Origin of the sequence: Streptomyces toxytricini (assembly GCF_014649915.1) — a bacterium.
Taxonomy (GTDB): Bacteria; Actinomycetota; Actinomycetes; order Streptomycetales; family Streptomycetaceae; genus Streptomyces; species Streptomyces toxytricini.
The window spans coordinates 72,774-98,460 of record NZ_BMTY01000011.1 but is presented as its reverse complement, the minus strand read 5'-3'; the positions used below and the strand labels follow the sequence as shown (position 1 = coordinate 98,460).

Annotated in this window: 22 protein-coding genes; 11 read left to right on the top strand and 11 right to left on the bottom strand. The window is 74.6% G+C overall.

Annotated elements, in window-relative coordinates:
- Positions 1-7: 7 nt before the first annotated feature.
- From IE170_RS15835 to IE170_RS15820, 4 genes are all read right to left on the bottom strand, one after another.
- Positions 8-328, bottom strand: a complete 321-nt coding sequence (locus tag IE170_RS15835; RefSeq protein WP_189810021.1) for a hypothetical protein — start codon at positions 326-328, stop codon at positions 8-10.
- A 76-nt stretch (positions 329-404) separates the two neighbouring features.
- Positions 405-671, bottom strand: coding sequence for a hypothetical protein (locus IE170_RS15830; RefSeq protein WP_223856116.1), 267 nt, complete (start codon positions 669-671; stop codon positions 405-407).
- 420 nt (positions 672-1,091) lie between these two features.
- Complete coding sequence (locus tag IE170_RS15825; protein WP_189810020.1) at positions 1,092-2,048, bottom strand: hypothetical protein; 957 nt, start codon at positions 2,046-2,048, stop codon at positions 1,092-1,094.
- A 19-nt stretch (positions 2,049-2,067) separates the two neighbouring features.
- Positions 2,068-2,400, bottom strand: a complete 333-nt coding sequence (locus tag IE170_RS15820; protein ID WP_189810019.1) for a hypothetical protein — start codon at positions 2,398-2,400, stop codon at positions 2,068-2,070.
- A gap of 481 nt (positions 2,401-2,881) precedes the next feature.
- Here IE170_RS15820 and IE170_RS15815 point away from each other — a divergent pair, with 481 nt between their 5' ends.
- Positions 2,882-3,139, top strand: coding sequence for a hypothetical protein (locus tag IE170_RS15815; RefSeq protein ID WP_189810018.1), 258 nt, complete (start codon positions 2,882-2,884; stop codon positions 3,137-3,139).
- Between the two features lie 297 nt (positions 3,140-3,436).
- Here IE170_RS15815 and IE170_RS15810 read toward each other — a convergent pair whose 3' ends face one another.
- The 4 genes from IE170_RS15810 to IE170_RS15795 form a co-directional block, all read right to left on the bottom strand.
- Positions 3,437-4,999 (bottom strand): SDR family NAD(P)-dependent oxidoreductase, encoded by a 1,563-nt coding sequence (locus IE170_RS15810; protein ID WP_189810142.1) that lies wholly within the window; start codon positions 4,997-4,999, stop codon positions 3,437-3,439.
- 43 nt (positions 5,000-5,042) lie between these two features.
- Positions 5,043-5,930, bottom strand: coding sequence for an ATP-grasp domain-containing protein (locus IE170_RS15805; RefSeq protein ID WP_189810017.1), 888 nt, complete (start codon positions 5,928-5,930; stop codon positions 5,043-5,045).
- Between the two features lie 96 nt (positions 5,931-6,026).
- Positions 6,027-6,683: a DUF6328 family protein gene (locus tag IE170_RS15800; protein WP_223856117.1), complete on the bottom strand. Its 657-nt coding sequence runs from the start codon at positions 6,681-6,683 to the stop codon at positions 6,027-6,029.
- Between the two features lie 130 nt (positions 6,684-6,813).
- On the bottom strand, positions 6,814-6,999 hold the full coding sequence (locus IE170_RS15795; RefSeq protein WP_189810016.1) for a hypothetical protein: 186 nt from the start codon (positions 6,997-6,999) through the stop codon (positions 6,814-6,816).
- Positions 7,000-7,235: 236 nt separating this feature from the next.
- Between IE170_RS15795 and IE170_RS15790 the strand changes: the two genes are divergently transcribed.
- The 4 genes from IE170_RS15790 to IE170_RS15775 all read left to right on the top strand — a co-directional run bounded on the left by IE170_RS15790 (position 7,236) and on the right by IE170_RS15775 (position 13,118).
- Positions 7,236-9,551: a HelD family protein gene (locus IE170_RS15790; RefSeq protein WP_189810015.1), complete on the top strand. Its 2,316-nt coding sequence runs from the start codon at positions 7,236-7,238 to the stop codon at positions 9,549-9,551.
- 125 nt (positions 9,552-9,676) lie between these two features.
- The gene (locus tag IE170_RS15785) at positions 9,677-10,291 is read left to right on the top strand and encodes a TetR/AcrR family transcriptional regulator (RefSeq protein ID WP_189810014.1); all 615 of its coding nucleotides are present in this window, start codon (positions 9,677-9,679) and stop codon (positions 10,289-10,291) included.
- A complete protein-coding gene (locus IE170_RS15780; RefSeq protein WP_189810013.1) occupies positions 10,275-11,915 on the top strand; it encodes an isovaleryl-CoA dehydrogenase in 1,641 nt (546 codons plus the stop codon). The genes IE170_RS15785 and IE170_RS15780 overlap by 17 nt, the downstream gene beginning before the upstream one ends.
- Before the next feature lie 96 nt (positions 11,916-12,011).
- Entirely contained in the window at positions 12,012-13,118 is a 1,107-nt protein-coding gene (locus IE170_RS15775; RefSeq protein WP_189810012.1) for a S8 family peptidase, read from the top strand.
- A gap of 112 nt (positions 13,119-13,230) precedes the next feature.
- Here the strand turns inward: IE170_RS15775 and IE170_RS15770 are convergent, their stop codons facing one another.
- Positions 13,231-14,652, bottom strand: a complete 1,422-nt coding sequence (locus tag IE170_RS15770; RefSeq protein WP_189810011.1) for an amidase — start codon at positions 14,650-14,652, stop codon at positions 13,231-13,233.
- Positions 14,653-14,761: 109 nt separating this feature from the next.
- Between IE170_RS15770 and IE170_RS15765 the strand changes: the two genes are divergently transcribed.
- The 6 genes from IE170_RS15765 (at position 14,762) to IE170_RS15740 (ending at position 21,745) form a co-directional block, all read left to right on the top strand.
- Entirely contained in the window at positions 14,762-15,364 is a 603-nt protein-coding gene (locus tag IE170_RS15765; protein WP_189810010.1) for a TetR/AcrR family transcriptional regulator, read from the top strand.
- 51 nt (positions 15,365-15,415) lie between these two features.
- A complete protein-coding gene (locus IE170_RS15760) occupies positions 15,416-15,667 on the top strand; it encodes a DUF6225 family protein (protein ID WP_189810009.1) in 252 nt (83 codons plus the stop codon).
- Positions 15,668-15,782: 115 nt separating this feature from the next.
- Entirely contained in the window at positions 15,783-17,258 is a 1,476-nt protein-coding gene (locus tag IE170_RS15755) for a glutamate synthase subunit beta (RefSeq protein WP_189810008.1), read from the top strand.
- 45 nt (positions 17,259-17,303) lie between these two features.
- A complete protein-coding gene (locus IE170_RS15750) occupies positions 17,304-19,316 on the top strand; it encodes a prolyl oligopeptidase family serine peptidase (protein ID WP_189810007.1) in 2,013 nt (670 codons plus the stop codon).
- A gap of 56 nt (positions 19,317-19,372) precedes the next feature.
- Positions 19,373-20,680, top strand: a complete 1,308-nt coding sequence (locus IE170_RS15745; protein ID WP_373298998.1) for an MFS transporter — start codon at positions 19,373-19,375, stop codon at positions 20,678-20,680.
- A gap of 159 nt (positions 20,681-20,839) precedes the next feature.
- Positions 20,840-21,745: a calcium-binding protein gene (locus IE170_RS15740; RefSeq protein WP_189810006.1), complete on the top strand. Its 906-nt coding sequence runs from the start codon at positions 20,840-20,842 to the stop codon at positions 21,743-21,745.
- A gap of 76 nt (positions 21,746-21,821) precedes the next feature.
- Here IE170_RS15740 and IE170_RS15735 read toward each other — a convergent pair whose 3' ends face one another.
- Both IE170_RS15735 and IE170_RS15730 read right to left on the bottom strand, forming a co-directional pair.
- Positions 21,822-24,161 (bottom strand): Orn/Lys/Arg family decarboxylase, encoded by a 2,340-nt coding sequence (locus tag IE170_RS15735; RefSeq protein WP_189810005.1) that lies wholly within the window; start codon positions 24,159-24,161, stop codon positions 21,822-21,824.
- Between the two features lie 150 nt (positions 24,162-24,311).
- Positions 24,312-25,589 carry a PA0049 C-terminal domain-containing protein gene (locus IE170_RS15730; RefSeq protein WP_189810004.1) on the bottom strand — a complete coding sequence of 426 codons (1,278 nt, stop codon included), beginning with the start codon at positions 25,587-25,589 and terminating at the stop codon, positions 24,312-24,314.
- Between the last annotated feature and the right edge of the window lie 98 nt (positions 25,590-25,687).

Here is a 25,687-nt window from a genome sequence, read left to right as displayed (position 1 = left end):
CTCCGGCTCACCAGGTGTTCGTGATCCACCGCCGGACGGCCGTGTAGGTGGCGTCGTCGGCCGCCGAGAGCACGGTGATGGCGTGCAGGTCCTCGGCGGCAGGCGGGACGCCCGCCACCGTGAGGCACGCATGCAGGTCCAGGCGCCGCCGGTCGGCGGAGGTGAGGGAGTCGGAGGACCGGGCGGTACGGGGGAGCGGGTCCTCCGGCTCCGTGCCGGCCGGTTCCGCGTCGGTGGCGAGGCCGCGCAGACCGGGGAAGCGGTAGGGGTCGAGTGAGGCCCGCGGGGCCTTCGGGCGGTGGAGGGACTTCCAGGCGTCCATGCGCATGCTCCGAACGTAGGGGGATGGCCGACCGCGGCGCGGGGCGCCGGGGCCGGAGGGGACGGAAGGGCCGCGGCGGCGCTCAGACCTGCACGTCGTGCCCGGCACGGGCACGGGCGCCGGCCGTGATGACCTCGGCGAGCCTGTCTGCCACGGCCGTACTGCACCCGCCGAGCCGGACGATGCCCCGGCAGCCCACCGGCCCGTCGTTGCCCAGGGAAGGGAGGACGATGCCGGCGAGCGCCAGGGCGGCCCGGAGGTTCGCGGCGGCCGCCTCGCCGGCCCGGAACGCCTCGTCCTGGCGCTGCCGGTACTGGATCCGCTCGGCGCGGGTGAGTTCGTAGGCCATGGTGGTGTCCTTTCGTTTCGCGGAGGGTGGTGTGCGCGCAGGGCTCGGCGGCGCCCGGCGCACGCCCGGTCCGCCGAAGGGGCGGACCGGTGCGGGGCGTTTCGCGGGAGCGTCGGTGGCCGACGCCGGGCCGCCGGGGGCGGCGCTGCACCTCGCGGCTGGTCAGTGCGGGTGGACCCGTAGGACTGACACCGCGGGCAACCCGTGACCTATCGCTTTCGATCTTCGTTTCCCGGACAAGTGCGTGATCACGGTCCTCGACCGTCCGGGAAGGGAGTGAGGTGCCGAGGAGTCGCCACCGGTTACCGGCCGCGCCGCGCCAGGCCGCGTCGGTACGTGCGCCGGCGCGTGGAGCGCGTCGCGCGGGGGAGGTTGTCGGACGGGCGGCGTGCGCCGCGGGAGCGGGGTGCCGCCGCGCAGTCAGGACCCGTAGCGGAATCTGCGTCCCGGGGAGGGCGGCAGGCTGCCGCCACGGTCGGCCAGCGCGAAGTCCGGCAGGCCCGTGGCCGCCTGGCTCCGTACGGCCGCCTGCTGCGGCAGCGGGGCGGGTGTGCGGGTGCTGCGGCTGTTGCGGTGTCGCGGCGAGGGCTGGCGGGGCGGTCGCGTGAGCGTGATCTGGCGGACGAGCTGCTGGAAGCAGGCCAGTGCGGCGATCGGCGGAAGGGTCGCCGCCGCCTGCCCGGCGAGCGTTCTCGGCGCCTGGGCCAGGCACAGCAGGGTGGCGAGGGTGGAGAACAGCAGGACGATCGACCAGGAGTGGATGGCGCGCCGCTGGTGCAGGGCGGCCCGCAGGATCGACAGGGAGGCGACCACCCAGGGCCCGTAGATCAGCAGGGGCCACCAGCTCACCACGTCGTGCGCGGTCCGCGGTCCGGCGCTGTGGCGCAGCGCGTCGCAGATCGCCATGCCGCTGAACAGGCTGACGACGGCGGCGATCACCGCGACCAGCACGGAGGTGAGCAGGCTGCCCGTGCGGAGCAGCGTCACGGCCGAGGTCCCGGACGTCGTCCGGCGGTGGCTGGTGTGGGCCGGCGGGTGCGGCCACTCGCCGGTGGCCGACGAGGCCATGCCCGTGCCCATGCCCACGCCGACTCCGACACCCACGCCCAGGCCGGCGACGGCGGGGCCGACCGGGTCGGCCGGTTCGTCGAAGACGATCCGGTCGAGCGGCTCGGCCTGTAGGGCGCCCGAGGCTTCCTGGAGCTGGTAGGCCAGCTCCTCCGCCGCGTCCCACGGCACGCTCCCCTCGGCCGTCGGCGTGCCGAGGAGGGTGTGCCGGTCGTGCCTGTCATGGCGCTCGTGGTGTTCGTGCCGCTCATGGTGCTGCCCGGGCCAGAACAGCAGCGTGTCCGGGTGCGGGTGGGGGGCGGCGGTCATGTCGTGGAGACCGTACGGTTCAAACACGGTGGCTCTGCCCGGGGTACTCGAGGCCGGATACGTCGAACGGCGCCGTGGCCGGCACGGCCGGCCGCGCCATGGCCTGCCACCTCCGCATGCACGCGACCTCGACGCGGCGGAGCGTGGCCAGGAGCGTTTCCAGCGCGGGGGCCGCGTAGTGGAGGGCCACCTCGTCCGCGCCCCGCCGCAGGACCGGGCCGGCGTCGGGGTCCCCGTCGGCGGGCGCCGGGACGTACGTCCACGAGCCCGCCCTCGTGGTGCCGGTTCGCACGTCGCCGCCGTCGCTGTCGATGCTGCGCGGGTACATGGCGCGGTGCTGTGCTGTTGTCATAGTCCACCCAACGCGCGGACCGCCGGACTGGGTTGTGCTCCATTTAGGTGAGGACTGCCGGTGTCAGCGGGCGTTGACCTGTGTCTTCTTATCGGTTCTGCACCGGTCGGGGAGTGGCCGGCCGAGTGCCCCGCACCCCTTCTGTGCTGCACGTTCGGCCGACGGCGCACCGGGGCCCGGACGTACACCGCAGAGAACGTGAGTGACGCGTGTGGCGCGTGGTGCGAAGGGGCGGAAAAAGCCGAGGATGCGCATGCGCCACTCAGCACGGCGCGCGGCGGCGGGCGCGCGCCCCTTGCTCATGCGAGGGCCTTCGGCGCCTTCCCGCCCAGGCCGCAGCGTTCACCGGAGGTGCCGGGGGCGGGGGAGCGAGGCGGCAATCGGATGACAGGGCGCAACCCTGCATATGCCGCCGCGTTATGTCGAGGTGTTCCCGGATCGCTCCGGGAGCGCCCGGAGTCAGTCGAGGAAGGCAGCCGTCGTGGCAGACGTGTTCTTGTGGAGTGTGCTGGTGTGCGCCGTGCTGGGTACGGCCCTCACCACGTGGTCGTCGGGGGGAGTCGGCCGGCTGCACCCTGCGGACCGCCGTGAACTGCAACGCCAACAGCACTTCGAACACGTGCTGTCCCTGCACGTGGATGCCGTGCACACGCCGCGCGAAGGGGCCGACGGAACTGTCGCCGGCGCGCCGCGCGTGCCGGCGTGTGCGGTGTGCGGTTCCGTGCTCAACGCGTCCTGACGCGGGTGCGCCGCCCTCCGCGGGCACGGGCGGGGGCGTACGAGGGCGCCGCGCAGGGCCGTGGCGCTGCGGTGGCTGGTCCGCGCCGTGCAGAGGCGCTCGGGAAGGGGTAAGCCGTGGTCCCCGGAATCCGTCACGATCAACGAATCTACCCGCACTTCGATCGAGGCCGAGACGGTCGCGGGCAAACGGGTGAATCTCGCGGAAAACCCCCTGCGGGCACGGCCCGGCTGCTATAAGACCCGTCTTGGCCCTGCCTGACCGCGCCGCGCCCGTCGGTCGGCTCTGCCGGAGCTGTTACCAGGGGACGTGTCGGTAGTCCTTCAGGAGCACCCCGTGGAGGGGAGTGCCGGCCTCCCCCTGCACCACGGGGTGGTAGATCCGGGCCGCGCCGTCGACGATGTCCAGCGGCGGGCGGAAGCCCGTGGCGGCATGCCGCTCCCGCGCCGGCAGCGGCTTCTCGTCGGTCACCCAGCCGGTGTCGACGCTGCACGCGTGGATGCCGCGGGCGGCGAGGTCTGCGGCGCTGGTGCGGGTGAGCATGTTCAGCGCCGCCTTGGCCATGTTGGTGTGCGGGTGGTCGCCGGTCTTGTTGCGGACGGCGAACCGGCCTTCCACCGCCGAGACGTTGACGAGGTAGCGGCGCGGGTGCGGGGAGGCCTCCAGCAGCGGCAGCAGGCGGTCGGCGAGGAGGAACGGGGCGACGTTGTTGACCAGTTGCACCTCCAGCATCTCCACCGGGTCCACCTCGCCCAGGCGCAGCGTCCAGGAGTTCACGGCGGCCGTCTCGGTCAGCAGGCCCGCCTCGTCGACGTTCGCCGGCGGCTGCGCCGCGGGCGCCGGCGCGGGGAGGGGTGCTCCCGTTGCGGCCAGCAGCTCCTTCGACCAGGGCAGGGGCTCGGCGCGGTGGCCGGGGGCGAGGAACCCGGGGGCGGTCCAGATCCGGGCCGCGGGGAGCGCCGGGTCGGCGGCGGCGTCCTCGGCGGCGGCCAGGGCGCTGTAGGCCTGCGGGGAGCGGCGCAGGGTCTGGGCGGCGTTGTTGATCAGGATGTCCAGCGGCCGGCCCTGCGCCAGGAGGCGCCCGGTGAAGGCCAGGACCTGACGGGGGTCGCGCAGGTCCAGCGCGGCGATCTCCAGCCGGTGCCACCAGCCGGCGGCGCCGGGGGCCGCGGCGAAGCGGCGCACGGCATCGCGGGGGAACCGGGTCGTCACCGTCAACTCGGCGCCGTCGCGCAGGAGCATCAGCGCGGCCTGGAATCCGATCTTCACGCGTCCGCCGGTCAGCAGGGCGCGCCGGCCCGCCAGGTCGGTGCGGGCCGTGCGCCGGGCGAGGTTGTCCTCGGCGCAGCGGGGGCAGAGCCGGTGGTAGAAGTGGTGGACGTGGCGGTAGTGGTCCTTGCACACGTAGCAGCGCTGCGGGCGGTGCAGCAGTTGCGGCTCGCGGTCGGCGGCCGTTCGCGGGGGTGCCGCTTCCGTGTGCGGCCGCCGGCCGCCTATGTACGCGCCGACCGTCAGGGCGTGCCCGGCGGCGGGTGTGGGCAGGGGGGCGTCCATCGTTCGGTCCGCGGCGCCCGTGGCGGTGGCGGCGAGCAGGCGCGCGTCGGCCGCCGCCCGGGCCGCGCGGTCGGCGGCGCGGCGCCGCTGGCGCCCGTCGCGCAGGAAGGCCCCGGCGGCCTTCTCCAGCAGCCGGCGGTCCTCGTCGTCCAGCGGGAGCCGACGGGCCCGGTCCAGCAGCTCCAGACATGTTTCCACGAGCTCGCCGTCCCGCGGCGTACCGGTGGTGCGGGTGACCGAGGCTGCTGACTGCACCGGGATGTCCTCACTCGAACGCGTGGGCGACCTTGGGGTTGGGCCGCCCATCATGCAGGACGGCCGTGATCGCCGTCACGCGCATTTCCGCCGCTCAGACGCGAGGCCGGGCCGCGGACGCGGCGCGGTCGCGGATGAGGCCCGCCAAGCGGGCCGGGCCGTCGGCGGAGTGCCCCAGAAAGAGGTCCGGCTCGACGAGTTCGAGCTCCATGACGACCGGCCGGCCGTCGTCCGCCGTCGCGATGTCGACGCGCGCGTACAGCAGCGGACGGGCCGCGGGGACGGCCGCCAGGGCAGCCCGGGCGAGCTCCCGTTCGGGTGCCGTGGGCTGGTGCGGAGCAAGGCCGGGGTGCGGTGCGCGGGTGTTGTCCAGCCCGGTCTCGGTGAGGACCGGCCCCTTGCGTATCGCATGGCTGAACTCGCCGCCGAGGAAGACGAGCGCCCGCTCGCCCTCGTCGATCCGGGACAGGTAGGGCTGCACCATCACGGTGCGCCCGGAGGCGTGCAGGGCGGCGGCGTGCGCGGCGGCGAGGTCGCGCTGGTGCGGGGCGTAGCGGGCGGTGTCCTGCGCGCCGGCCGAGACGGACGGCTTGACGACGAAGTGGCCCTCCTCGGGCAGCGGTACGTCCTCGCCCGGGGCGGCGAACCGGGTGGGGACGACGGGGACGCCGCGGTCGGCGAGGTCGTGCAGGTAGCGCTTGTCCGTGTTCCAGCGGACCACGTCGGCGGGGTTGTCCAGCAGGGTGGCGGCCTCGACGGCGTCCGCCCAGGCGAGGAACGCGGGCCACCGGAGGGCGTAGTCCCACGTCGACCTGATGATCACGGCGGAGTGGCGCGACCAGTCGTGGTCCGGCTCGCTCCAGTCCGCCGCCTCCGCTTCCAGGCCGCGGGCGCGCAGCGCCTCCAGCAGCACGGACAGATCCGAGTCGTGGGCCAGGCCCAAGGCCGAAGTGGCGATGGCCACCCTGGTCGTGCCGGTCATGTGCGTGTCCTCCGCGGTCGGCTGTCGGGTTCCGGTTCCGTGCCGCGGCGGGGCCGTGGCACGACCGGCCACTGTGCCACAGGGGTGATCATCCGTTCACGGGGTTTTGACCTGACCCCCGGCCTGACCGGGGCGCTTGCCGTTTCCCGGATCGTTCTTGCCGTTGGTGTGGCGGCCGCGCACCCACAGCGGCAGGGCGAACCAGCACAGCAGGTACCAGAGCAGGACGCCGGCGACCAGCCAGGGCACGAGGTCGTCGCCGGTGGTGACGCGCAGGATGAGGGAGAGCGCGGACACGAGGGTGGCGAGGAGGAGGACGATGCCCACCATGGTGAGGCGGGAGGCCCAGGTCACCGCCTCGGGCTTGATCCTGCGGCCCGAGACGATGCGGTGGAAGGCAACCGGGCCGATGAGCGCTCCGGTGGCGAGGGAACCCAGGACGACGGTGATGACGTAGATGGTCCGGTCGGGCTCGTCCAGCTGCTGGAAGTGGGCGGTGAACGCGACGGTCAGCAGGAAGCCGAAGAGGATCTGGACGCCGGTCTGGGCGACGCGTATCTCCTGCACCAGTTCCTGCCACTGGCGGTCGGCCCGTTCCTGGCGCGTCTCGTTGCGTCCGTTGCCGCGGAACTTGCCGTCGGCGTAGGCCTGCTCGGGGTCGGGATCGGAGTCGGGGTTGCGGTCTTGGGCCTGGGCTCTCTCCCGGTCGAGATCCCGGTCCTGTCGGCGGGTGGCGGTGTCGTCTTCCGGCATGCTGGCTCCCTCGGGCATCCCGTCCGGCCCGGACGGGCGGCTCCCGTCCGCCCGGAAGCGGAGGACGTGCATGCGTATGACCGGTCACCGCCCGGTCAAACCCCTGTTCGGTCCGCGGCCCGGGTCAGCCCTATGGGGTCTCCCCCGTCATGACGGCGCGGAAGGCCGACATGCAGGGCAGGCAGTGGCGGTCCGTGTCGCTCCCGCCCGCCGGGAGGAGGGGCCGGCCGCAGAGGGTGGCGGACCGGTCGCGGGCGACGACGTGCCAGACCGGGCCGGGCCCGCTGGTCGCCTCGCCGAGGTGCATCTCGTACATGTGGCCTCCCCGTCGGGTGGACTGCTCCTGGGTCCACCACAGCAGGGCATCGCCCACAAGGCCTCGACGAGTGGGCCGTCCGGGTGACCCGCGACGGTCCGCGGGGGAAAATGAAAAAACCCCGGAGCGTTTGGCTTCCGAGGGAGTAGGAGCGATATATTGAATCCTTCGCGCCTGTTTTTCGAGACGGGCACGGAGCAGCCTTACGGGGACACTATATCGGGTCGGGAGTGGAATTGTCAACCACGGAATTCCGGAAAGAGCAGCAATTCGTCGACGGGCTCTATGCGCGCCTCGACGACCTGCGCGACCAGGCCGAACGCGCCGTGCGTGAGGCCCTCGCCAAAGGTGCGGGCAACGGTTTCCAGGCACGTCTGGAGCGCGACGTCCTGGTCGCGGAGCAGTCCGGGCTGCTTTCCGCGCTGAACTCCGGGGAGAACGGCCTCTGCTTCGGCCGGCTCGAGTTCTCCGACGGCCGCGACCACCACATCGGCCGTATCGGCATCCGGCAGGACGACGCCGACCGAACCCCCCTCGTCCTGGACTGGCGGGCCGACGTCGCACGCCCCTTCTACCTCGCCACCGGCCACCACCCGATGGGCCTGCGCCGCCGCCGCCACATCACCACCCGCGAGCGCGAGGTCACCGCCCTCCACGACGAGATCCTCGACCTCGCCGACCCCGAGCGCACCGGCCTCGAAGGCGCGGACGCCGACGCCGTGCTGCTCGCCGCCCTGGACGCGGCCCGCACCGGCCGCATGCACGACATCGTCGAGACCATCCAGGCCGAGCAGGACCGCATCATCCGCTCCCCCCACCAGGGCGTCCTGGTCGTGGAGGGCGGCCCCGGCACCGGCAAGACGGCCGTCGCCCTGCACCGCGCCGCCTACCTGCTGTACGCCCGGCGCGAGCTGCTCGCCAAGCGCGGCGTCCTGATCGTCGGCCCCAACCCCGCCTTCCTCGGCTACATCGGCGAGGTGCTCCCGGCCCTGGGCGAGACCGGCGTGCTCCTCGCCACCATCGGCGAGCTCTTCCCCGGGGCGAAGGCGGCCGGCACCGACAGCCCGGCCGCCGCCGAGATCAAGGGCCGCGCCGGGATGGCCGACGTCCTCGCCCGCGTCGTCGCCGACCGCCAGACCCTCCCCGAGACGCTGCCCGCCGGAAGCGGCGAGGACAACGACCTCATCCCCGAGCCGGCCCTGGAGATCGACCACGACGAATACGGCACCCTGCTGCTCGACCGCACCATGGCCCACGCCGCCCGCGACCGCGCCCGGTCCACGGGCCTGCCGCACAACCTGGCGCGCCCCTACTTCGCGTTCTCCGTCATCGACTCCCTGACCGACCAGCTCGCCGACCGGCTCGGCGCCGACCCGTTCGGCGGCCCCAACCTCCTCGGCGCCGACGACATCGCCCAGCTCGGCAAGGAGATCGCCACCAGCGCGGAGGTGCACGCCGCGATCGACACCCTGTGGCCGCCGCTCACCCCGCACTCCCTCGTCGCCGACTTCCTCGCCGACCCGACGTACCTGCCGGAGGAGGAGGCGGCGCTGATCCGGCGGACCGTCACCGGCCCCGGCGACTGGACGCCCGCCGACATCCCCCTCCTCGACGAGGCCGCCGAACTCCTCGGCGTCGACGACAGCGCCCGGCGTGCCGCGCAGGAGCGCGCCCGGCAGGAGCGGATCGACTACGCGCAGGGCGTGCTGGACCTGTCGGCCGGGTCGGAGTCGTACGAGTTCGAGGACATGGAGAACGAGTACCTCGCCGCCCACGACATCATCGACGCCGAACGCATGGCCGAGCGGCACGAGGAGGCCGACCACCGCAGCACCGCCGAACGGGCCGCCGCCGACCGCACCTGGGCCTTCGGCCACGTCATCGTGGACGAGGCGCAGGAGCTGTCCGCGATGGCGTGGCGGCTGCTGATGCGCCGCTGCCCGACCCGCTCCATGACCCTGGTCGGCGACCCCGCGCAGACCGCGGAGGAGGCCGGCTGCGGCTCGTGGGCGGAGCTGCTGAAGCCGTACGTGGGCGACCGGTGGGAGCTGGTCCGGCTCGGCGTCAACTACCGCACGCCGGCCGAGATCATGGACGTCGCCGCTGCCGTCCTGCGGGCCCGCCACCCCGGCTTCGAGCCGCCGCGGTCGGTGCGGTCCACCGGGCGCCGGCCCTGGCTGCGGCGCGCCGGCGGGGGCGGGGGCAGCGGGGCCGCGGGCTTGGCCGAACACGTGGAAGAGGCCGTGCGGCAGGGCGTGCCGGTCGAGGGCCGGCTCGCGGTGATCGCCCCCCGGGCGCTGCACGCGGCCATCGCGGACCGAGTGCCCGGGGTGCAGGCCGGGGCGGAGCCCGACCTCACCCGCAGGGTCGTGCTGCTGGAGCCGCGGCAGGCCAAGGGGCTGGAGTTCGACTCGGTGGTGGTCGTGGAGCCGGCCGATTTCGCACCGAGCGACCTGTACGTCGCCCTGACGCGCGCCACGCAGAGCCTCGGAGTGGTTCACGGCGGGCGGCTGCCGGAGGGGCTGGCCGAGGCTCTGGACGTCGTCGAATAGAGCGGCGGGCGGAGGGCGGGCTCGGCCGCCCTCCGCTGCGTCCTGCGGCCGGCGTCGGCACGCGTTCCCGACCGCCGTCGCCGACGTCTGGTGTGAAGCACTGAATCAGTGCTTCAATTCTTCGCATGCCCTATCGTCGCCCCCCGGCCGTGCAGGCCCGCCTCGACGCCCGCCGCGACCGCGTCCTGGAAGCCGCCGTCCGCCTGCTGTCCCAGGAGGGCTACACCGGCTGCTCGGTCGCCGCCATCGCCGCCGAGGCGGGCATCTCCACCGGCAGCGTCTACCAGGCGTTCTCCGGCAAGTCCGAGCTCGCCGCCGCCCTGTTCCGCACCCTCGTCGCACGCGAGGTCGAGGCCGTCGCCGCGGCGGCGGACGGCCCCGGCACCGCGGCCCAGCGCGTCGCCGCCGCCGCCGAGACCTTCGCCGGCCGGGCGCTCCAGGCGCCGCGGCGGGCGTTCGCCCTGCTCGCCGAGCCCGCCGACCAGGCCGTCGAAACCGAGCGACTCGTCTTCCGGCGGGCGTTCCGCGACGTGTTCTCCGGCCGCATCGCCGAAGGCGTGACCGCAGGCGAACTCCCGCCGCAGAACCCCGACGTGACCGCCGCCGCCCTCGTCGGCGCGATAGCCGAGGCGCTCGTCGGGCCGCTCGCCGACGGGGACGCGGCTCCCGGCGACGTCGTGCCCGCCCTGATCGCCTTCACCCTGCGTGCCCTTGGAGGACACGATGCCCCGGACGCATGAGGTCACCAACCAGGTCCCGCCGCACCACGGCTACGACGCCGCCGCCGACCCTGCCCTGCTGGAGGCGGTCGCCCGCGAGGGCGCGGACTGGGCCGTGCCCGAGATCCACCGCCTCGGCGTGCTCGCCGGATCCGAACAGGCCGCCGAATGGGGGCGCCTGGCCAACGAGAACCCGCCCGTGCTGCGCACCCACGACCGCTACGGCCACCGCATCGACGAGGTCGAGTTCCACCCGTACTGGCACGAGCTGATGCGCACCGCCGTCGCCCACGGACTGCACGCCGCGCCCTGGACCGAGGACCGCCCCGGCGCGCACGTCGCACGCGCCGCCAAGTTCATCGTGTGGGGGCAGGTCGAGGCCGGCCACACCTGCCCCGTGTCGATGACGTACGCCGCCGTCCCGGCGCTGCGCACGACGCCGTCGCTCGCCTCCTGGCTGGAACCGCTGCTCGGCTCCCGCACGTACGACTTCGGCCTGCGCCGGCCCGACACCAAGGCCGGGCTGATCGCCGGGATGTCGATGACGGAGAAGCAGGGCGGCTCCGACGTGCGCGCCAACACCACGACGGCCGTCCCGGCCGGGGACGGCACGTACCGGCTCACCGGGCACAAGTGGTTCACGTCCGCACCCATGTCCGACGTGTTCCTGACGCTGGCGCAGGCCCCGGGCGGACTGTCCTGCTTCCTGCTGCCGCGCGTGCTGCCCGACGGCAGCCGCAACCGGCTCGCGCTCCAGCGGCTCAAGGACAAGCTGGGCAACCGGTCCAACGCGTCGGCGGAGATCGAGTACGAGGACGCGTTCGGGTGGCTGGTGGGGGAGGAGGGGCGCGGGGTCGCCACCATCATCGAGATGGTCAACACGACGCGGCTCGACTGCGTCCTCGGCGGCGCGTCCGGCATGCGCCTGGGCACCATCCGGGCCGTCCACCACGCCACCCACAGGCGGGCCTTCGGCAAGGCGCTGATCGACCAGCCGCTCATGCGCAACGTCCTCGCCGACCTGGCGCTCGAATCCGAGGCGGCCACCGCGGCCGCGCTGCGGCTGGCCGGCGCCACGGACCGGGTGGCCGGCGGGGACGCGGACGAGGCGGTACTGCGCCGGATCGCCCTGGCCGTCACCAAGTACTGGGTGTGCAAGCGGGCCCCCGGGCACGCCGCCGAGGCCCTGGAGTGCCTCGGCGGGAACGGCTACGTCGAGGACTCCGGCATGCCGCGCCTCTACCGTGAGGCGCCGCTGTCCTCCATCTGGGAGGGCTCCGGGAACGTCGCAGCGCTGGACTCGCTGCGGGCGATGGCCCGGCAGCCGGAGACCGTCGAGGCCTTCTTCGCCGAAGTCGGGCTCGCGACCGGCGCCGACCGGCACCTGGACGCCGCCGTCGCCGGCCTGCACAAGCAGCTCGCCGACCCGGCCGAGGCGGAGTACCGGGCCCGGCAGCTCACCGAGACCATGGCCCTCGTATTCCAGGGCGCGCTTCTCCAGCGCCACGCCCCGGGGGCCGTGGCCGATGCGTTCTGCGCCTCCCGGCTGGGCGGCGAGCACGGAGGGGCCTACGGGACGCTGCCCACCGGGCTGGACGTCGAGGCGGTCCTGGGGCGGGTGCGGACGGAGGGCGCGGGCGGCTGAGGCGCCGGCCCGCCGCGGGCGCAACCGGGGGAGGCGATCCGTACGTCTCCACCGCCGACGGAGGCAAGGCGGCAGCAGCGGCGACAGGGGACCGGCATGGGACGCGGGCGCGGCGGGGCAGGGCTGAAGGCGGCCGCAGCGGTGGTCGCGGTGGCGGTGGGCGTGACGGGTCTCTCGGCCTGTTCCCCGGAAGAGGAGCCGGCCGTGCCGCCGTCCGTCTCCTCGCCTCCCGCGGCTCCGCCCACGCCCTCGGCGCCGACGTCCGCACCGCCGCCGACGGCGACGCCCGCCGCCCGTACGGGGGTGCCGTGGCACCTCGACCGGCTCGACCAGCGCACCGGCCCACTCGACGGTCGCTTCACGGCGGGCACCGACGGCCGCGGGGTCCGCGTGTACGTCCTGGACACGGGGCTCGACCTGAAGCACGCCGAGTTCGGCGGGCGGGCCGTCCTCGGCGCCGACTTCGTCGGCGACCCCGATGCCGGGGACTGCTACGACGGCGGCGGACTCGGCCACGGCACGTTCGTCGCCGGCATCATCGCGGGCCGGACATACGGAGTCGCCCCCGGCGCGGAGCTCGTCCGCGTGCAGGCCATCGCCTGCGAGGAGGGCAGCGGCCCGGGGGCCCGCAAAGACGTCGGCCCGTCCGCCGGCCCGTCTGCCGAAGCGGCCGTCGTCCGGGCCGTCGAGTGGGTCGCCGCCAACGCGCGGCGCCCCGCCGTGGTCAACATGTCGCTCAACCTGGCCGAGCGGTCCGCCGCCTTGGACACCGCGGTCGAGCGCCTGATCGCCTCCGGGATTCCCGTGGTCGTGTCGGCCGGCAACTTCGCCGACGACGCCTGCGCCCACTCCCCGGCGGGGGCGCGCGGCGCGATCGTCGTCGCCGCCTCCACCCGCAACGACCGCCACTGGACCGACGGCGGCAGCCACGGCTCCGGACACGGGTCCTGCGTGGACCTGTACGCACCGGGTGAGGAGATCACCTCGGCGCTCGCCGGCGGGGGCACCACCACCGCCGACGCCACGGCGACCTCCTGGGCCGCCCCCCACGCTACCGGCGCGGCAGCCCTCCACCTGGCCACCCACCCGTCCGCCACCCCCGCCCAGGTCCGCGCGGCACTCCTCGGCCAGGCGGTCCCCGACGCCGTAGGCGCCGTACCCGCGGGCACCCCGAACCGGCTGCTGCACACCAGCGGTTCCTGACCCGGGGCCCGGTTGCCGGCCCCGGGAAACGGCGGGGAGGGCGGCTGGAGGGAGGGGCGCGTCAGGGTGCTTGCCCTTCCCGCTTCGGCGGTTGCGCGCCCCCTCGCCGGCATCAGTCTCCGGCAGAAGCGGCGGGTGGGGTGAGGACGCCCAGGCGGTCTTCGACGGCCTGGGCGGCGTCCAGGCACAGGTCCTCGCGGAAGGGGCGGCCGATGATCTGTACGCCCTGGGGCAGGCCGCCGGCCAGACCGGTGGGCACGGCCACCGCGGGGACGCCCGCGAAGCTCGTTGCCGTGCACAGGCGCATTGCAGAGGCGACACGGTCCCGGCTTGCTGCATCGCGTGATTCCAGGCCCGGTTCCACGGGCGGTTCCGTGAACGACGGCCCCAGCAGGAGGGGCCAGGTGTCCAGGAACCGTGCCCAGGAGCGGCGGATGTTGAGCCAGGTGCCCATGAGGCCGATCAGGTCGTCGGCCGTGGCGGGCGGGGTGCGGTCCACGGCGAACCCGATGTAGCGGCTGCCCTCCTCGCCCAGGAGGGCGCTCACCGCCGGCCAGGCCGGGGCGAACTCCGCCAGGGTGATGCGGTTGTAGGCGTCGAGGGCCTCGTCCAGCCGCGGCACGTCCGGGATTTCGGAGACGGCGTAGCCGGCGTCGGCCAGGGCGCCGGCTGCGGCTTCCACGGCCGCGCGGACGTCCGGGTGGACACCGTGCCCGCCGGGGTCCGCGACCACGGCGACGCGGAGGGGATGCCGCAGGGGCTCGCCGCGCACGGGCACCGGGACCGCTCGCGGATCACGCGGGTCCGTGCCGGCGAGGGCTTCGAAGGCGAGCCGCAGGTCGCCCACGCGGCGGGCCAGCGGGCCGTCGGTCACCAGCACCTGGGAGGCCGGGCCGGGATCGGCGGGGCCGAGTACGCGGTGGTCTGCCGGGAAGCGGCCCGCCGTCGGCTTGAGCGCCGCGACCCCGCAGAACTGGGCGGGGATGCGGAGGGAGCCGCCCGAATCGTTGCCCAGGCCGAGGGCGGCCATGCCGGAGGCGACCGCCACCGCGTCACCGCCGCTGGTGCCGCCCGGAGTGCGGGCCGGGTCCCACGGGTTGACCGTGTCCCCGTACAGCTCGCTGCGGGTGTGCATGCCGGCGAGGACCAGGGTGGGGAGGTTGGAGTGGCCGAGGGGGACGGCACCGGCTGCGCGGAGGCGCGCCACCGGCGGCGCGTCGGTTTCGGCGATCATCCCGCGGAAGCGGGGCACTCCGAGCGTGGTCGCCGCGCCGGCCAACGGGGTCGTTTCCTTGACCGTGAACGGCACGCCGGCGAGCGGGCCCAGCTCGTCGCCGGCCGCGCGGCGGGCGTCGATGCGGGCCGCGTCCGCGCGCGCCCGGTCCGCGGTGAGCTGCGTGATCGCGTTGAGGCGGGGATTGGTCTCCGCGATGCGGTCGAGGTGGTGTCGGAGCAGTTCCGCGGCTGAGATCTCGCCTTGGCGGACCGCCTGCGCCTGGGCCCCGGCCGACAACTGCCACATCGCCTCGTGCATGGGCCTTCTCTCTTTCCGTGGTGGTGATGCGCTTGCATCGGAACACTAGGGCACGTTGCGATGCAGGTGTATCGAATAAGGTGGGGGCCCGTGGAGGGAGGTGGGCGCCGTGCCCCGTCAGGTTGATCACGAGAGCCGCCGTCGGCTCATCGCGGAGGCCGTGTGCCGCCTTGCAGGCGAGGGCGGGCTCGAGGGCGTCACCCTGCGTGATGTGGCGACGCGGGCAGGGGTCTCGATGGGGGCCGTGCAGCGGTGCTTCCGGACCAAGGAGGAGATGCTGCTCTTCGCGCTCCGGTACGTCGGCGACCGCGTGGGTGAGCGGGTGCGGGCGAATCTGGTACGGAGCCCGGCCCAGTCGGCGGCCACGGCGCTCGGTCACGCCGCGACCGAGGTCGCCTTGTTGCGGGAGGAGCACCGGGCCGAGGCCCGGGTGTGGCTCGCCTTCCTTGCGCAGGCCGTCGTGGCCGAGTCGCTGGGCCGTGTGGTGCGGGCAGGTTACGCGGAGTTGAGCCGGAACTTCGTGCGGCTCGTCGCCGAGGCGGCTCCCGGCGCCGACCCCGAGCGCGAAGCGCGGGCACTGCTTGCCCTTGCGGACGGGCTGACCGTGCACGTCCTGATCGGGCACCTCACGTCCGGGGAGGCCCAGGACGTGCTGCACGGCTACGTGGCGGGGCTGTGGGAGCGCTGTTCCGCGGGCGGTGATGCGCGGTGAAACGGCGCGGCGCCGCCGTGGGGGGCCCCGGCCGGCCCTACTGTCTCCCGCATGGCTGAGACGTTCGATCACAACCCGCAGGTATGGACCGCCGGGCGGCTGCGCGAGGTGCTTGCCGCTCTTCCCGACGAGACCCCGATCCACATCGGCGTCGCGGACAGCCCCGGCGATTTCGACAGCTACGGCGACCACGTCCTGGTGGCCGCCGAGCCCGTGGAGCTCGAGATCGGGGGGGAGGCGTGCGTGCAGTTCACCCTCTTCGCCGATGCTCTGGCGGGTGTCTACCACCGCGAGGTGGAGTGACGAAACCGGGTGCGGGCCCCCGGTGCGGGCCCGCGTGCCGTCTCCGACGGGTGGAGCCGGGCCCGCCGACGTAGCCTGGTCTGAACGCCCGCCCGCGGACCCGGGGAGGCGGCGTATGACCGACCCGTTCGGATTCCTGCACACGGCCCGCAGCCCTGTGCCGCCCCGGCCCGTTGAGGAGCGGCTCGGGGACTGGCGCGAGGTGTACGCCGGGCAGGTGCTGCTGCCCCTCGTGTCCGCCCAGGCCAACCGGTGCATGGACTGCGGGGTGCCGTTCTGCCACGGTGCGTGTCCGCTGGGGAACCTGATCCCCGAGTGGAACGCGTACGCCGCCCGCGGGGACTGGCGGGCGGCCTCGGAGCGGCTCCACGCCACCAACAACTTCCCCGAGTTCACCGGGCGCCTCTGCCCGGCTCCCTGCGAGGACGCGTGCGTGCTGGCGCTCGAGGGCGCCCCGGTGACCATCAAGAACGTCGAGCAGGCCATCGCCGACCATGCATGGCACAGCGGGTACGTCGGCGCGGCGCCGCCCGGCAGGCACAGCGGGCGGAGCGTCGCGGTGGTCGGTTCCGGGCCTGCCGGGCTCGCCGCGGCGCAGCAGCTGACGAGGGCGGGTCACACCGTGGTCGTCTACGAGCGCGACGACCGGATCGGCGGGCTCCTGCGGTACGGCATCCCCGCGTTCAAGATGGAGAAGTCGCACCTGGAGCGGCGGATCGCGCAGATGCGGGAGGAGGGGACCGTCTTCCGCGCCGGGTGCGATGTGGGGGGTGCCGTGGATGCGGAGGAGCTGCGCCGGCGCCATGACGCCGTCGTCGTCGCCGTCGGGGCCGGGCAGGGCAGGGAGCTGGACGTCGGGGGGAGGGCGCTGGACGGTGTGCACCAGGCGATGGAGTACCTGGTGTGCGCCAACCGGGTGGGGGAGGGGGACGCCGCCGAGCCGTGGATCACGGCCGAAGGGCGGCGCGTCGTCGTGGTGGGGGGCGGGGACACCGGGTCAGACTGCGTCGGGACCGCGCTGCGGCAGGGGGCCTCGTCGGTCGTGCAGATCGACATCAATCCCGAGCCGGGGAGTGGGCGGGCCGGTCACGAGCCGTGGCCCGTGTACCCGAAGGTCTACCGGATCTCGCATGCGCACGAGGAGGCCCGGGGGCGGCAGGGGGCCGACCCGCGGCTGTTCGCCCTGGCCACGCTGCGGTTCGAGGGCGACACCCGCGGGCGCGTACGCGCCCTGCACCTGACGCGGGTCGAACCGCGGGACCGCAGCCCGGTCCCGGGGACGGAGCAGGCCATCGAGGCCGAACTGGTCCTGCTGGCGCTCGGTTTCTCGGGCCCCGAGCGCGGCGGCGGGCTGGAGCGGCAGCTGGGGCTGGTGCGGGACGGGCGCGGCACCTTCGCCCGGGACGCCGCGTTCGCGGCGCTCGGCGCGGACGGGGTGTTCGTCGCCGGTGACGCCGGGCGCGGACAGTCCCTCGTGGTGTGGGCGATCGCCGAGGGGCGGGCCGCGGCCGCCGCCGTCGACCGCCATCTGGTCGGGCGGACCGAGTTGCCTGCGCCGGTGCGTGCCGACGACCGGCCCCTGACCGCCTGACCGCCTGACCGCCTGACCGCCTGACCGGCACGGCACAATCGTGGGGTGACCGAAGACCCCCATCTGTGGCTGGAAGACGTGGAAGGCGAGTCCGCGCTGGCGTGGGTCGCCGAGCGGAACGCCGAGACCGCCGCCGTGCTCGCCGCCGACCCCCGGTACGAGGCCCTGCGGGCCGAGCTGCGGGAGGTCCTCGACGATGTCGAGCGCATCCCCTACACCGTCCGCCGGGGGGAGTACCTGTACAACTTCTGGCGCGACGCCGGCCGCGCCAAGGGCGTGTGGCGGCGCACGACCCCGGAGCAGTACCGCAAGGACGAACCGGCCTGGGAGATCCTCCTCGATGTCGACGCACTCGCCGCGGCCGAAGGGGAGGCGTGGGTGTGGGCCGGCGCGTCCGTACGGTACCCCGAGTACCGCCGGGCCCTGGTGATGCTCTCCCGGGACGGCTCCGACGCCGTCGTGGTGCGCGAATTCGACATGGAGCGACGGGAGTTCGTCGAGGGGGGCTTCCAGGTCGCCGAGGCCAAGACGCGGGTCGGCTGGATCGACGAGGACACCGTCTTCGTGGGGACGGACCTCGGGCCCGGCTCGCTGACCGCATCCGGATACCCGCGCACCGTACGGCGCTGGCGGCGCGGCACCCCGCTGGAGGACGCGCGGACCGTGTTCGAAGCGGAGGCCGGCGATGTGTCCGCCTCCGGCTGGCACGACCCGACACCCGGCCACGAGCGGTCCTTCGTGTCCCGGTACTTCGACTTCTTCCGGTACGAGGTCCACCTGGTCGACGGGGAGCGGCTCGTCCGGATCGACGTGCCGGACGACGCCGGCAAGTACGTGTGGCGCGAGTGGCTCGTCGTCACTCCGAAGAGCCCGTGGCTCGGGCAGCCCGCCGGGTCGCTGCTCGTCTTCGACTTCGAGGCCTTCCTGGCCGGCGACCGGACGCCGCAGGTGCTGTTCGCGCCCGACGGGCGGACCGCCCTCGCCGGGCACTGCTGGACCCGCCGGCACCTGCTGCTGGACACCCTGGCCGATGTCGCGACGCGGCTGGAGGTCCTCACCCCCGGGCCGGACGGGTGGAGCCGGCGGCCGCTCGCCGAGGTGCCGCCGCTGTCGTCGGCCGCGATCACCGACACCGACGCGTACGCCTCCGACGAGTTCTTCCTCGACGTGTCCGGCTTCCTCCAGCCGTCCACCCTCACGTACGGGCACGTCGGCGCCGAGTCGGAGGTGCTCAAACAGGCGCCCGCCCGCTTCGACGCCGCCGGCCTGGCCGTGCGGCAGTACTTCGCCCGGTCCGCGGACGGCACCGCCGTCCCGTACTTCGTCGTCGGCCCCGAGGAGCAGCAGGAGCCCGGGCCCGCCCTGCTGTACGGGTACGGCGGCTTCCGCGACCAGCAGACACCCGGCTACGACGCCGTCACCGGGCGCGCCTGGCTCGCCCGCGGCGGCACGTACGCCGTCGCCAACATCCGCGGCGGCTCCGAATACGGCCCCGACTGGCACCGCGCCGCCCTCGGCGCCGACCGGGTGCGGGCCTTCGAGGACTTCGCGGCCGTCGCCGCCGACCTCACCGCCCGCGGCATCACCACCCCGAGCCGGCTCGGCATCACCGGCGCCAGCAACGGCGGCCTCCTCATGGGCGCCATGCTCGTCCGCAACCCCGAGCTCTTCGGTGCCGTCGTCGCCCGCGTCCCCCTGCTGGACATGCTCCGCTACCACCGGCTGCTCGCCGGCGCCTCCTGGACCGCCGAGTACGGCGACCCGGACGACCCCGCCGACCGCCCCCACCTGGAGGAGATCTCCCCGTACCACCACCTCGCCGCGGACCGCCCCTACCCGCCGGTGCTGCTCATGACCTCGACCCGCGACGACCGCGTCCACCCCGGACACGCCCGCAAGGCCGCCGCCCGGCTCCGCGAGCTCGGCCACCGGGTCCTCTTCCACGAGAACACCGGCGGCGGCCACGGCGGCGCCTCCGACAACGAGCAGGCCGCCGCGAACGAGGCGCTCGCCTTCACCTTCCTCTGGCAGCACCTGGGGGGCACCGCCGCACCCTGACCCGTCCCCGAAAACCCTTTGCCGGGGCTTGCGGGCGTCACCCACGATGAACGGCTGTGAGTACCGCCTTCCTGTCCCGGCTCCTGCCCGACCTCGCCCCCTGGCGCTCCAGCCGGGACTTCCGCACCCTGTTCTTCCAGGGCGCGATCACCTTCTTCACCTCGTTCATGGCGATGATCGCGCTGCCGCTGCAGATCAAGCACCTGACGGACTCGCCGCTCGCCGTCGGAGCCATGGGCGCGGTGGAGCTCGTCCCGCTCGTCGTCTTCGGCCTCTACGGCGGTGCGCTCGCCGACGCCCTCGACCGGCGGCGGCTCATCCTGCTCAGCGAGGCCGGGCTGGGCGTGCTCGCGCTGATCCTGCTCGTCAACGCCCTGCTGCCCGCGCCGCTGCTGTGGCCGCTGTACGTCGTCGCCGCCGGCGTCTCCGCCCTCGCCGGGCTCCAGCGGCCCGCGCTGGACTCGCTCATGGCGCGGATCGTGCCGCACGGGCAGATGACCGCGGCCGCCGCGCTCAACGCCCTCCGCTACCAGATCGGCGCCATCGCCGGACCCGCCGCAGCCGGCATCGTCGTCGCCTACGCGGGCTACGCCGCCGCCTACGCGGTGACCGTCGTCGGCTTCGCCGTGTCCGTCCTCCTGTGCACCCGGCTGGCGCCCGCCCCGCCGTCCCCCGGCGCGGAGCGGCCCTCGCTGCGGGGGATCGCCGAGGGCGCCCGGTACGCGTGGAGCCGCCCGGTTCTCCTCGGGACGTACGCCGTGGACCTGGCGGCGATGTTCCTCGCCTTCCCCAACACGATCTACCCCTTCCTCGCGGACGAGCTCGACGCCGTGTGGGCGCTCGGCCTGATGTACTCCGCCGGTGCGGTCGGCTCCCTGGTGCTCGGCATGACCAGCGGCTGGACCTCCCGGATCCGCCGGCACGGCCTGTTCGTCGTGTGCGGCGCGGCCGTGTGGGGTGCGGCCGTCGCCGCCGCGGGGCTGCTGGCGGACATCTGGCTCGTGCTGCTGTGCCTCGCCGTCGCCGGCGCCGGCGACATGCTCAGCGGGCTCGGCCGCGCGACGATCTGGAACCAGACCATCCCGGAGGAGCTCCGCGGACGCCTCGCCGGCATCGAGGTCCTCTCGTACAGCGTCGGCCCCCAGCTGGGCCAGGTCCGCGCCGGCGCCATGGCCGGCTGGACCGGCACCCGCTCGGCGTTCTGGGGCGGCGGACTGCTGTGCGTCGCCGCCGTCGCCGCGCTGACCGCCCTCCTGCCCTCGCTGATGACGTACGACTCCGAGACGGACGAGGACGCCCGGCGGCGGCGGGAAGCCCGCGACACCGCCGCGACGGAGGAGCGCGGGGCCGGCACCGCCGCCTGAGCCCGCCCGTATGCGCCCCCTGTGCGCCGGCTGCGCGCCGGGGGCCAATCGAAGGGACTCCGCCCGGACATCCGGGCTATTCGTTGCATCCACCGCATTGCGTACCTATGGTCCACAGGCGTTCGACGTTGGCTTTCCACGCGACCACCGGAGGTCCGTATGCCCGTCCGCACATCCCCCATGATCCTGGCGGCAGCCGCCCTGCTCTCCCTCGGGCTGCCGGCGGTCGCCGCGGACGCGGCCGAGGAGGCGACCTGCTTCGGCCGCACCGCGACGATCACCGGAACCGGGAAGATCACCGGCACGGAGGGCGACGACGTCATCGTCGGCTCGGCCGCGGCGGACACCATCGACGGGCTCGGCGGCAACGACCTGGTCTGCGGCCTCGCCGGCGACGACACCCTGGCCGGCGGCCTCGGCAACGACCAGCTGGACGGCGGCGAGGGCTCCGACGTCGTACGCGGCGACCTGATCGGCACCCGGACGGACGTGGAGGGCGGCGGCAACGACATCGTGTTCGGCGGCCCGGGCGACGACCGGCTGGGCGGCGACAGCATCGCCTTCGGCGCCAGCGCCTCCGGCGGCGGCAACGACATGCTGTTCGGCGGCGACGGCAACGACGCCGTGATCGGCGACAGCCGCGGCGGCATCAAGGCCTCGGGCGGCGGCAACGACGTCCTCGACGGCGGCGCCGGCGACGACGAGCTGACGGGCGACTCCTCGGCGGAGGGCACCGCCACCGGCGAGGGCAACGACGTCCTCATCGGCGGCACCGGCAAGGACACCATCATCGGCGACAACCTTTCGGGCCACGTCGCCCGCGGCCGCGGTGACGGCGCCTCGCCGGCCCCGGCCACGTCCCCGGGCAGGCCCTCCCGCCCGGCCTCCCCCGCCCCGGCGAAGCCCGCGGCCCCCGCCCCCGCCCCCGCCCCCGACCCGGCCGTGGACGCGGCGACGGGCGGCAACGACGTCATGGACGGCGGCGACGAGGCGACCGACTCCTGCGACGGCAGGGGCGGTTCGGACGTCGCCCTCTCCTGCGAGACCACCACGAACGTCCCGTAGCGCGCCGTCGGCCCGCGCGGCCGCAGGGCGCCCCGCCGGACGGTCGGCGGGGCGCCCTCCCTTCAGCGGGGGCGGGTCAGGCCCGTTCGCGGAGGCATTCGATCTGGTAGTCGCCCGTTTCCGGGTCGATCGTCACGCCGTGGGCCTCGCTGTGGAAGCCCGGGAACGCGCGGTCGAAGGATTCCAGGGCGCGGAGGTAGCGGAGCAGGGGGCCGGTTTCGGTGCCGGTCGACTCGCCGGGCATCAGGACCGGGATGCCGGGCGGCGTCACCGTCACCATGGCCGCCGCCACCCGGTTCGCGGCGTCGGCCAGCCGGATCCGCTCGGTGCCGCCGCGGATGAGCTGCTGGTAGCACGCGCGGGGCGGGGCGACCGGCTCGGGCAGCTCCTGGAATGCCGTGTCCAGGGCGGTGATCAGCTCGGCGTGCGTCAGGTGCTCGTGCATGCGGGTGCACAGGCCGCGCAGGGTGGTGCCGGCGTAGCGCCGGGGGAACTGCTCGACCAGCCCGGGCAGGACCCGGTCGAGCGGCGCGTCCGCGTCGTAGAGGGCCTTGAAGTCCATGAGGGCGTCCATCAGGGTGCCCCACTTGCCCTTGGTGATGCCCATCGAGAACAGCACCAGCGTGGTGTAGCTGTCCGTCTTCTCCACGACGATGCCGCGGGCGGCCAGGTACGCGGTGAGGATGCGGGCCGGGATGCCCCACTCCTGCGTCTCCCCGGTCGCGGTGACGCCCGGGCAGGTCAGGGTCACCTTGACCGGGTCGAGCAGGCAGTAGCCCTCGGTCAGGTCGCGGAAGCCGTGCCAGGCGGCGCCGGGCTCCAGGTGCCAGCAGCCCGGCTCGCGGCTCAGCAGCGCCGCCGGCGCCTCGGCGAACGGCAGGCGCTCGCCGGTCGCCGGGTCGGTGACGGTGTCGGGCTGCCAGACGCCGAAGAACCAGGCGGGCCGGTCGCCGGCGGCCGCGATCCGCCGGCCGGTGCGCACCACGGCCTGCCGGAACCGGATCGCCTCGGTCACCGCCTCGTCGACCAGCCACTGCCCCTGCGGCCCGTCCATCATCGCCGCCGCCACGTCCAGCGAGGCGATCGCCGGGTACAGCGGGGACGTCGTCCCGTGCATCATGAACGCCTCGTTGAACCGCTCGTGTTCGACGGGCGCCCGCGGCGCCGACCGCACGTGCACCATCGCGCACTGCGACAGCGCCGCCAGCAGCTTGTGGGTCGACTGCGTCGCGAACACCGTGGGCCGCTGCGGCCCTTCGGCGGTGTCCGGGAAGGTGTCCGGGCCGACGGCCATGCCGTACCGGCCCGCGTACAGGGGGTGGAAGCGCGCGTACGCGAACCAGGCCTCGTCGAAGTGGAGGCGCGGCGTGCTCGGGGCGAGGGCGCGGGCGGCCGTGACCGTGTCGTAGCACAGCCCGTCGTACGTGGAGTTCGTCAGCACCGCGTACTGCGCGTCCCGCGAGAGCGCCCCGGCGGCGAGCGGGTTCGCGGCGATCCGCGCGGCGACGGCCGCCGCGTCGGTCTCGGTCGGCGGGAGGGGCCCGGCCAGCCCGTAGCCGTTCCGGGTCGGCACCAGGTAGACGGGGCGTGCCCCGGAGATGACCAGGCCGTGCAGGACGGACTTGTGGCAGTTGCGGTCGACGAGCGCGATCTCGTCCGAGGTGACGCTGTAGTGGCCGACCATGCGGTCCGCGGTGGAGTCGCCGTGCAGGACGAAATAGGTGCGGTCGGCGCCGAAGACGCGGGCGGCGTTCCGCTCGGCCTCGCCGATCGGCCCGTTGTGCTCGAAGAGCGACCCCAGCTCCCCGACGGAGATCGACAGGTCGCTGCGGAAGAGGCGCTCGCCGTAGTAGTCGAAGAACGCCCGCCCCGCGGGGGACTTGAGGAAGGCGACGCCGCCGGAGTGGGCCGGGGTGTGCCAGGAGTACTCGTGCGCGTCGTCGAAGCGGCGCAGGGCCTTGAAGAACGGGGGCAGCAGGTCCCGGTGGTAGTTGCGGGCGGCGGTGCCGACGCGTCCGGCGATGAAGGACGGCGTGTCCTCCAGGGGCCAGATGTAGCCGACGACGGTCTCGGAGACCCACAGCGGCAGCCGCTCCAGGTCCTGGTCGGACTCGTCGGCCATGACGAGGAAGACCGGCAGGTCCTTGAAGCGGCGCCCGATGTGGCGCAGCACCTCGCCCCCGCCGCCCGCCTCGGCGGGGGCGCCCGCCCCGCCCGGCAGGTCCCAGGCGACGACGGCGGCGCACAGGCCCGCCTCCGTGCGGAGCGCGGCCCGGGCGTCGGCGGCGGTGGCCGCCCACCGCAGCTCCAGGCCCTCGTTCTCCAACTCCTTGCCGATGCGCCGGATCTGCTCGGCGCTGACGCCGCCGCCCAGGGGGTTCTCACGCAGTGCCAGCAGGACCGTGCCGTTCGCCATGGGCGTCCGCTTTCCGTGGGGTGTGCCGATCGTCCGAGGTGCGACAGTGTTCCGGCTCGGCGGCACCGGCCGCTGCCCGCCCGCGGGTGCTTCACCCGCAGGTGGGCGCGTCGGATGGCGGTCCTTGACGGGCGGGCGCGGCGGCCCGGTTCAGCGGCGTACGGCGGCGTGTTCGAGGACGGCGCGGACCTCGTCGGCGATGGCGCTCTCGTTGCCCTCGAACTCGGGCCCGGTCAGCACCTGCGGGTCGGCGGGCAGGCCCGTGAGGACGGGGGTGTGCAGGTGCCCGCCCGGCACGTGCGGGCGCAGCGTGCCGCGCAACCGGTTGCTGCGGTAGGCGACTTCGTTGGACAGGTAGCCGCCGCCTCCGCCCGCGACGGCCCGCGAGCCCGGGGTGGGGCCGTCGGCGCGGTCCACCGGGGCGGTGCCGCCCGCCGGGATCTCGGTGACCGACGGGTTGAGCCGGACCGGGTACGGGCTCTGCACGGCCGCCGTGACCGCGCCGGCGGGGAGGGTGGTGCGGATGAATTCGGGGCCCGGGCCGAGGCCGGGGGCGGTCACCGGGTGTTCGCGCGTTCCGCCCGACAGGGAGCGGTTGTTGTCGGGGTACGGGTCGGCGGAGCGGTTGCGGCCCGCCCAGTCCTCCAGGGTGAACTCGCCCGGGTAGCCCTGGCTGACGGTGGTGATGACGTCGGCGGTGCCGGGCCCGCCGGCCAGGCGCGGTGTGAAGGCGCGCTCGACGATGCCGGCGTCGAAGTCGGCGTAGCGGACGGGGAGTACGACGGCGCGCACCTCGGCGGTGGTGCCGTCGGCGAGGGTGATGCGGCGGCCGTTGAGGCGGAGCGCGGCGGAGCCGGAGGGGTTGGCGCGGCGTATCTCCCCGTCGAGCCCGAAGGGGTCGAAGCCGCTGATGAACACGCGCCGGACACCGGGTGCGGAGCGGAAGGCGTTGTCGGCGAGTCCGCGCGAGGCGTCCTCGAAGCGGGTGCGCAGTGCGGCCCGGTCGACGGTGAAACCCGGCTGCCAGACGGAGAGTTGGGCCGTCATGGCGACGCGGGCCCAGTACAGCGGGCGGTCGTCGCCCACGGCGAGGTCGCCGCCGGACCGCCGGCCCTGAGCTCGGTCGGCTGCCGCCGCCCACAAGGCGGTTCCCCAGGAGTCGAGCAGGCGGCCGGCCTCGGCGGGGCCGCGGGCGGAGCACAGTGCGGCGGGGAAGCGGGCCACGAAGGCGGCGAGGCCGCCGCGTTCTACGAGGGCGGTGGTGCGGGGGTCGGCGAGCCGGGCCTGTTCGGCGTCGAGGGGTGCGGCGGGGGAGGTGCGGCAGGAGGGTGCGGCGGAGCCGTCCGCGTGGGCGGGGGCGGCAACTGCCGTGGAGGCGAGGGTGGCGAGGAGGGCCGCGGCGGACGCGGCACGCCGTAAGGACATCATGCGGTGTGACATTACATAGCGCCCGCCGCCCCCCACCAGACGCCCGTGTCCCACCCGCACGTTCGTGCCCATGGTTCCGGACACCGCCCACGGGCGGG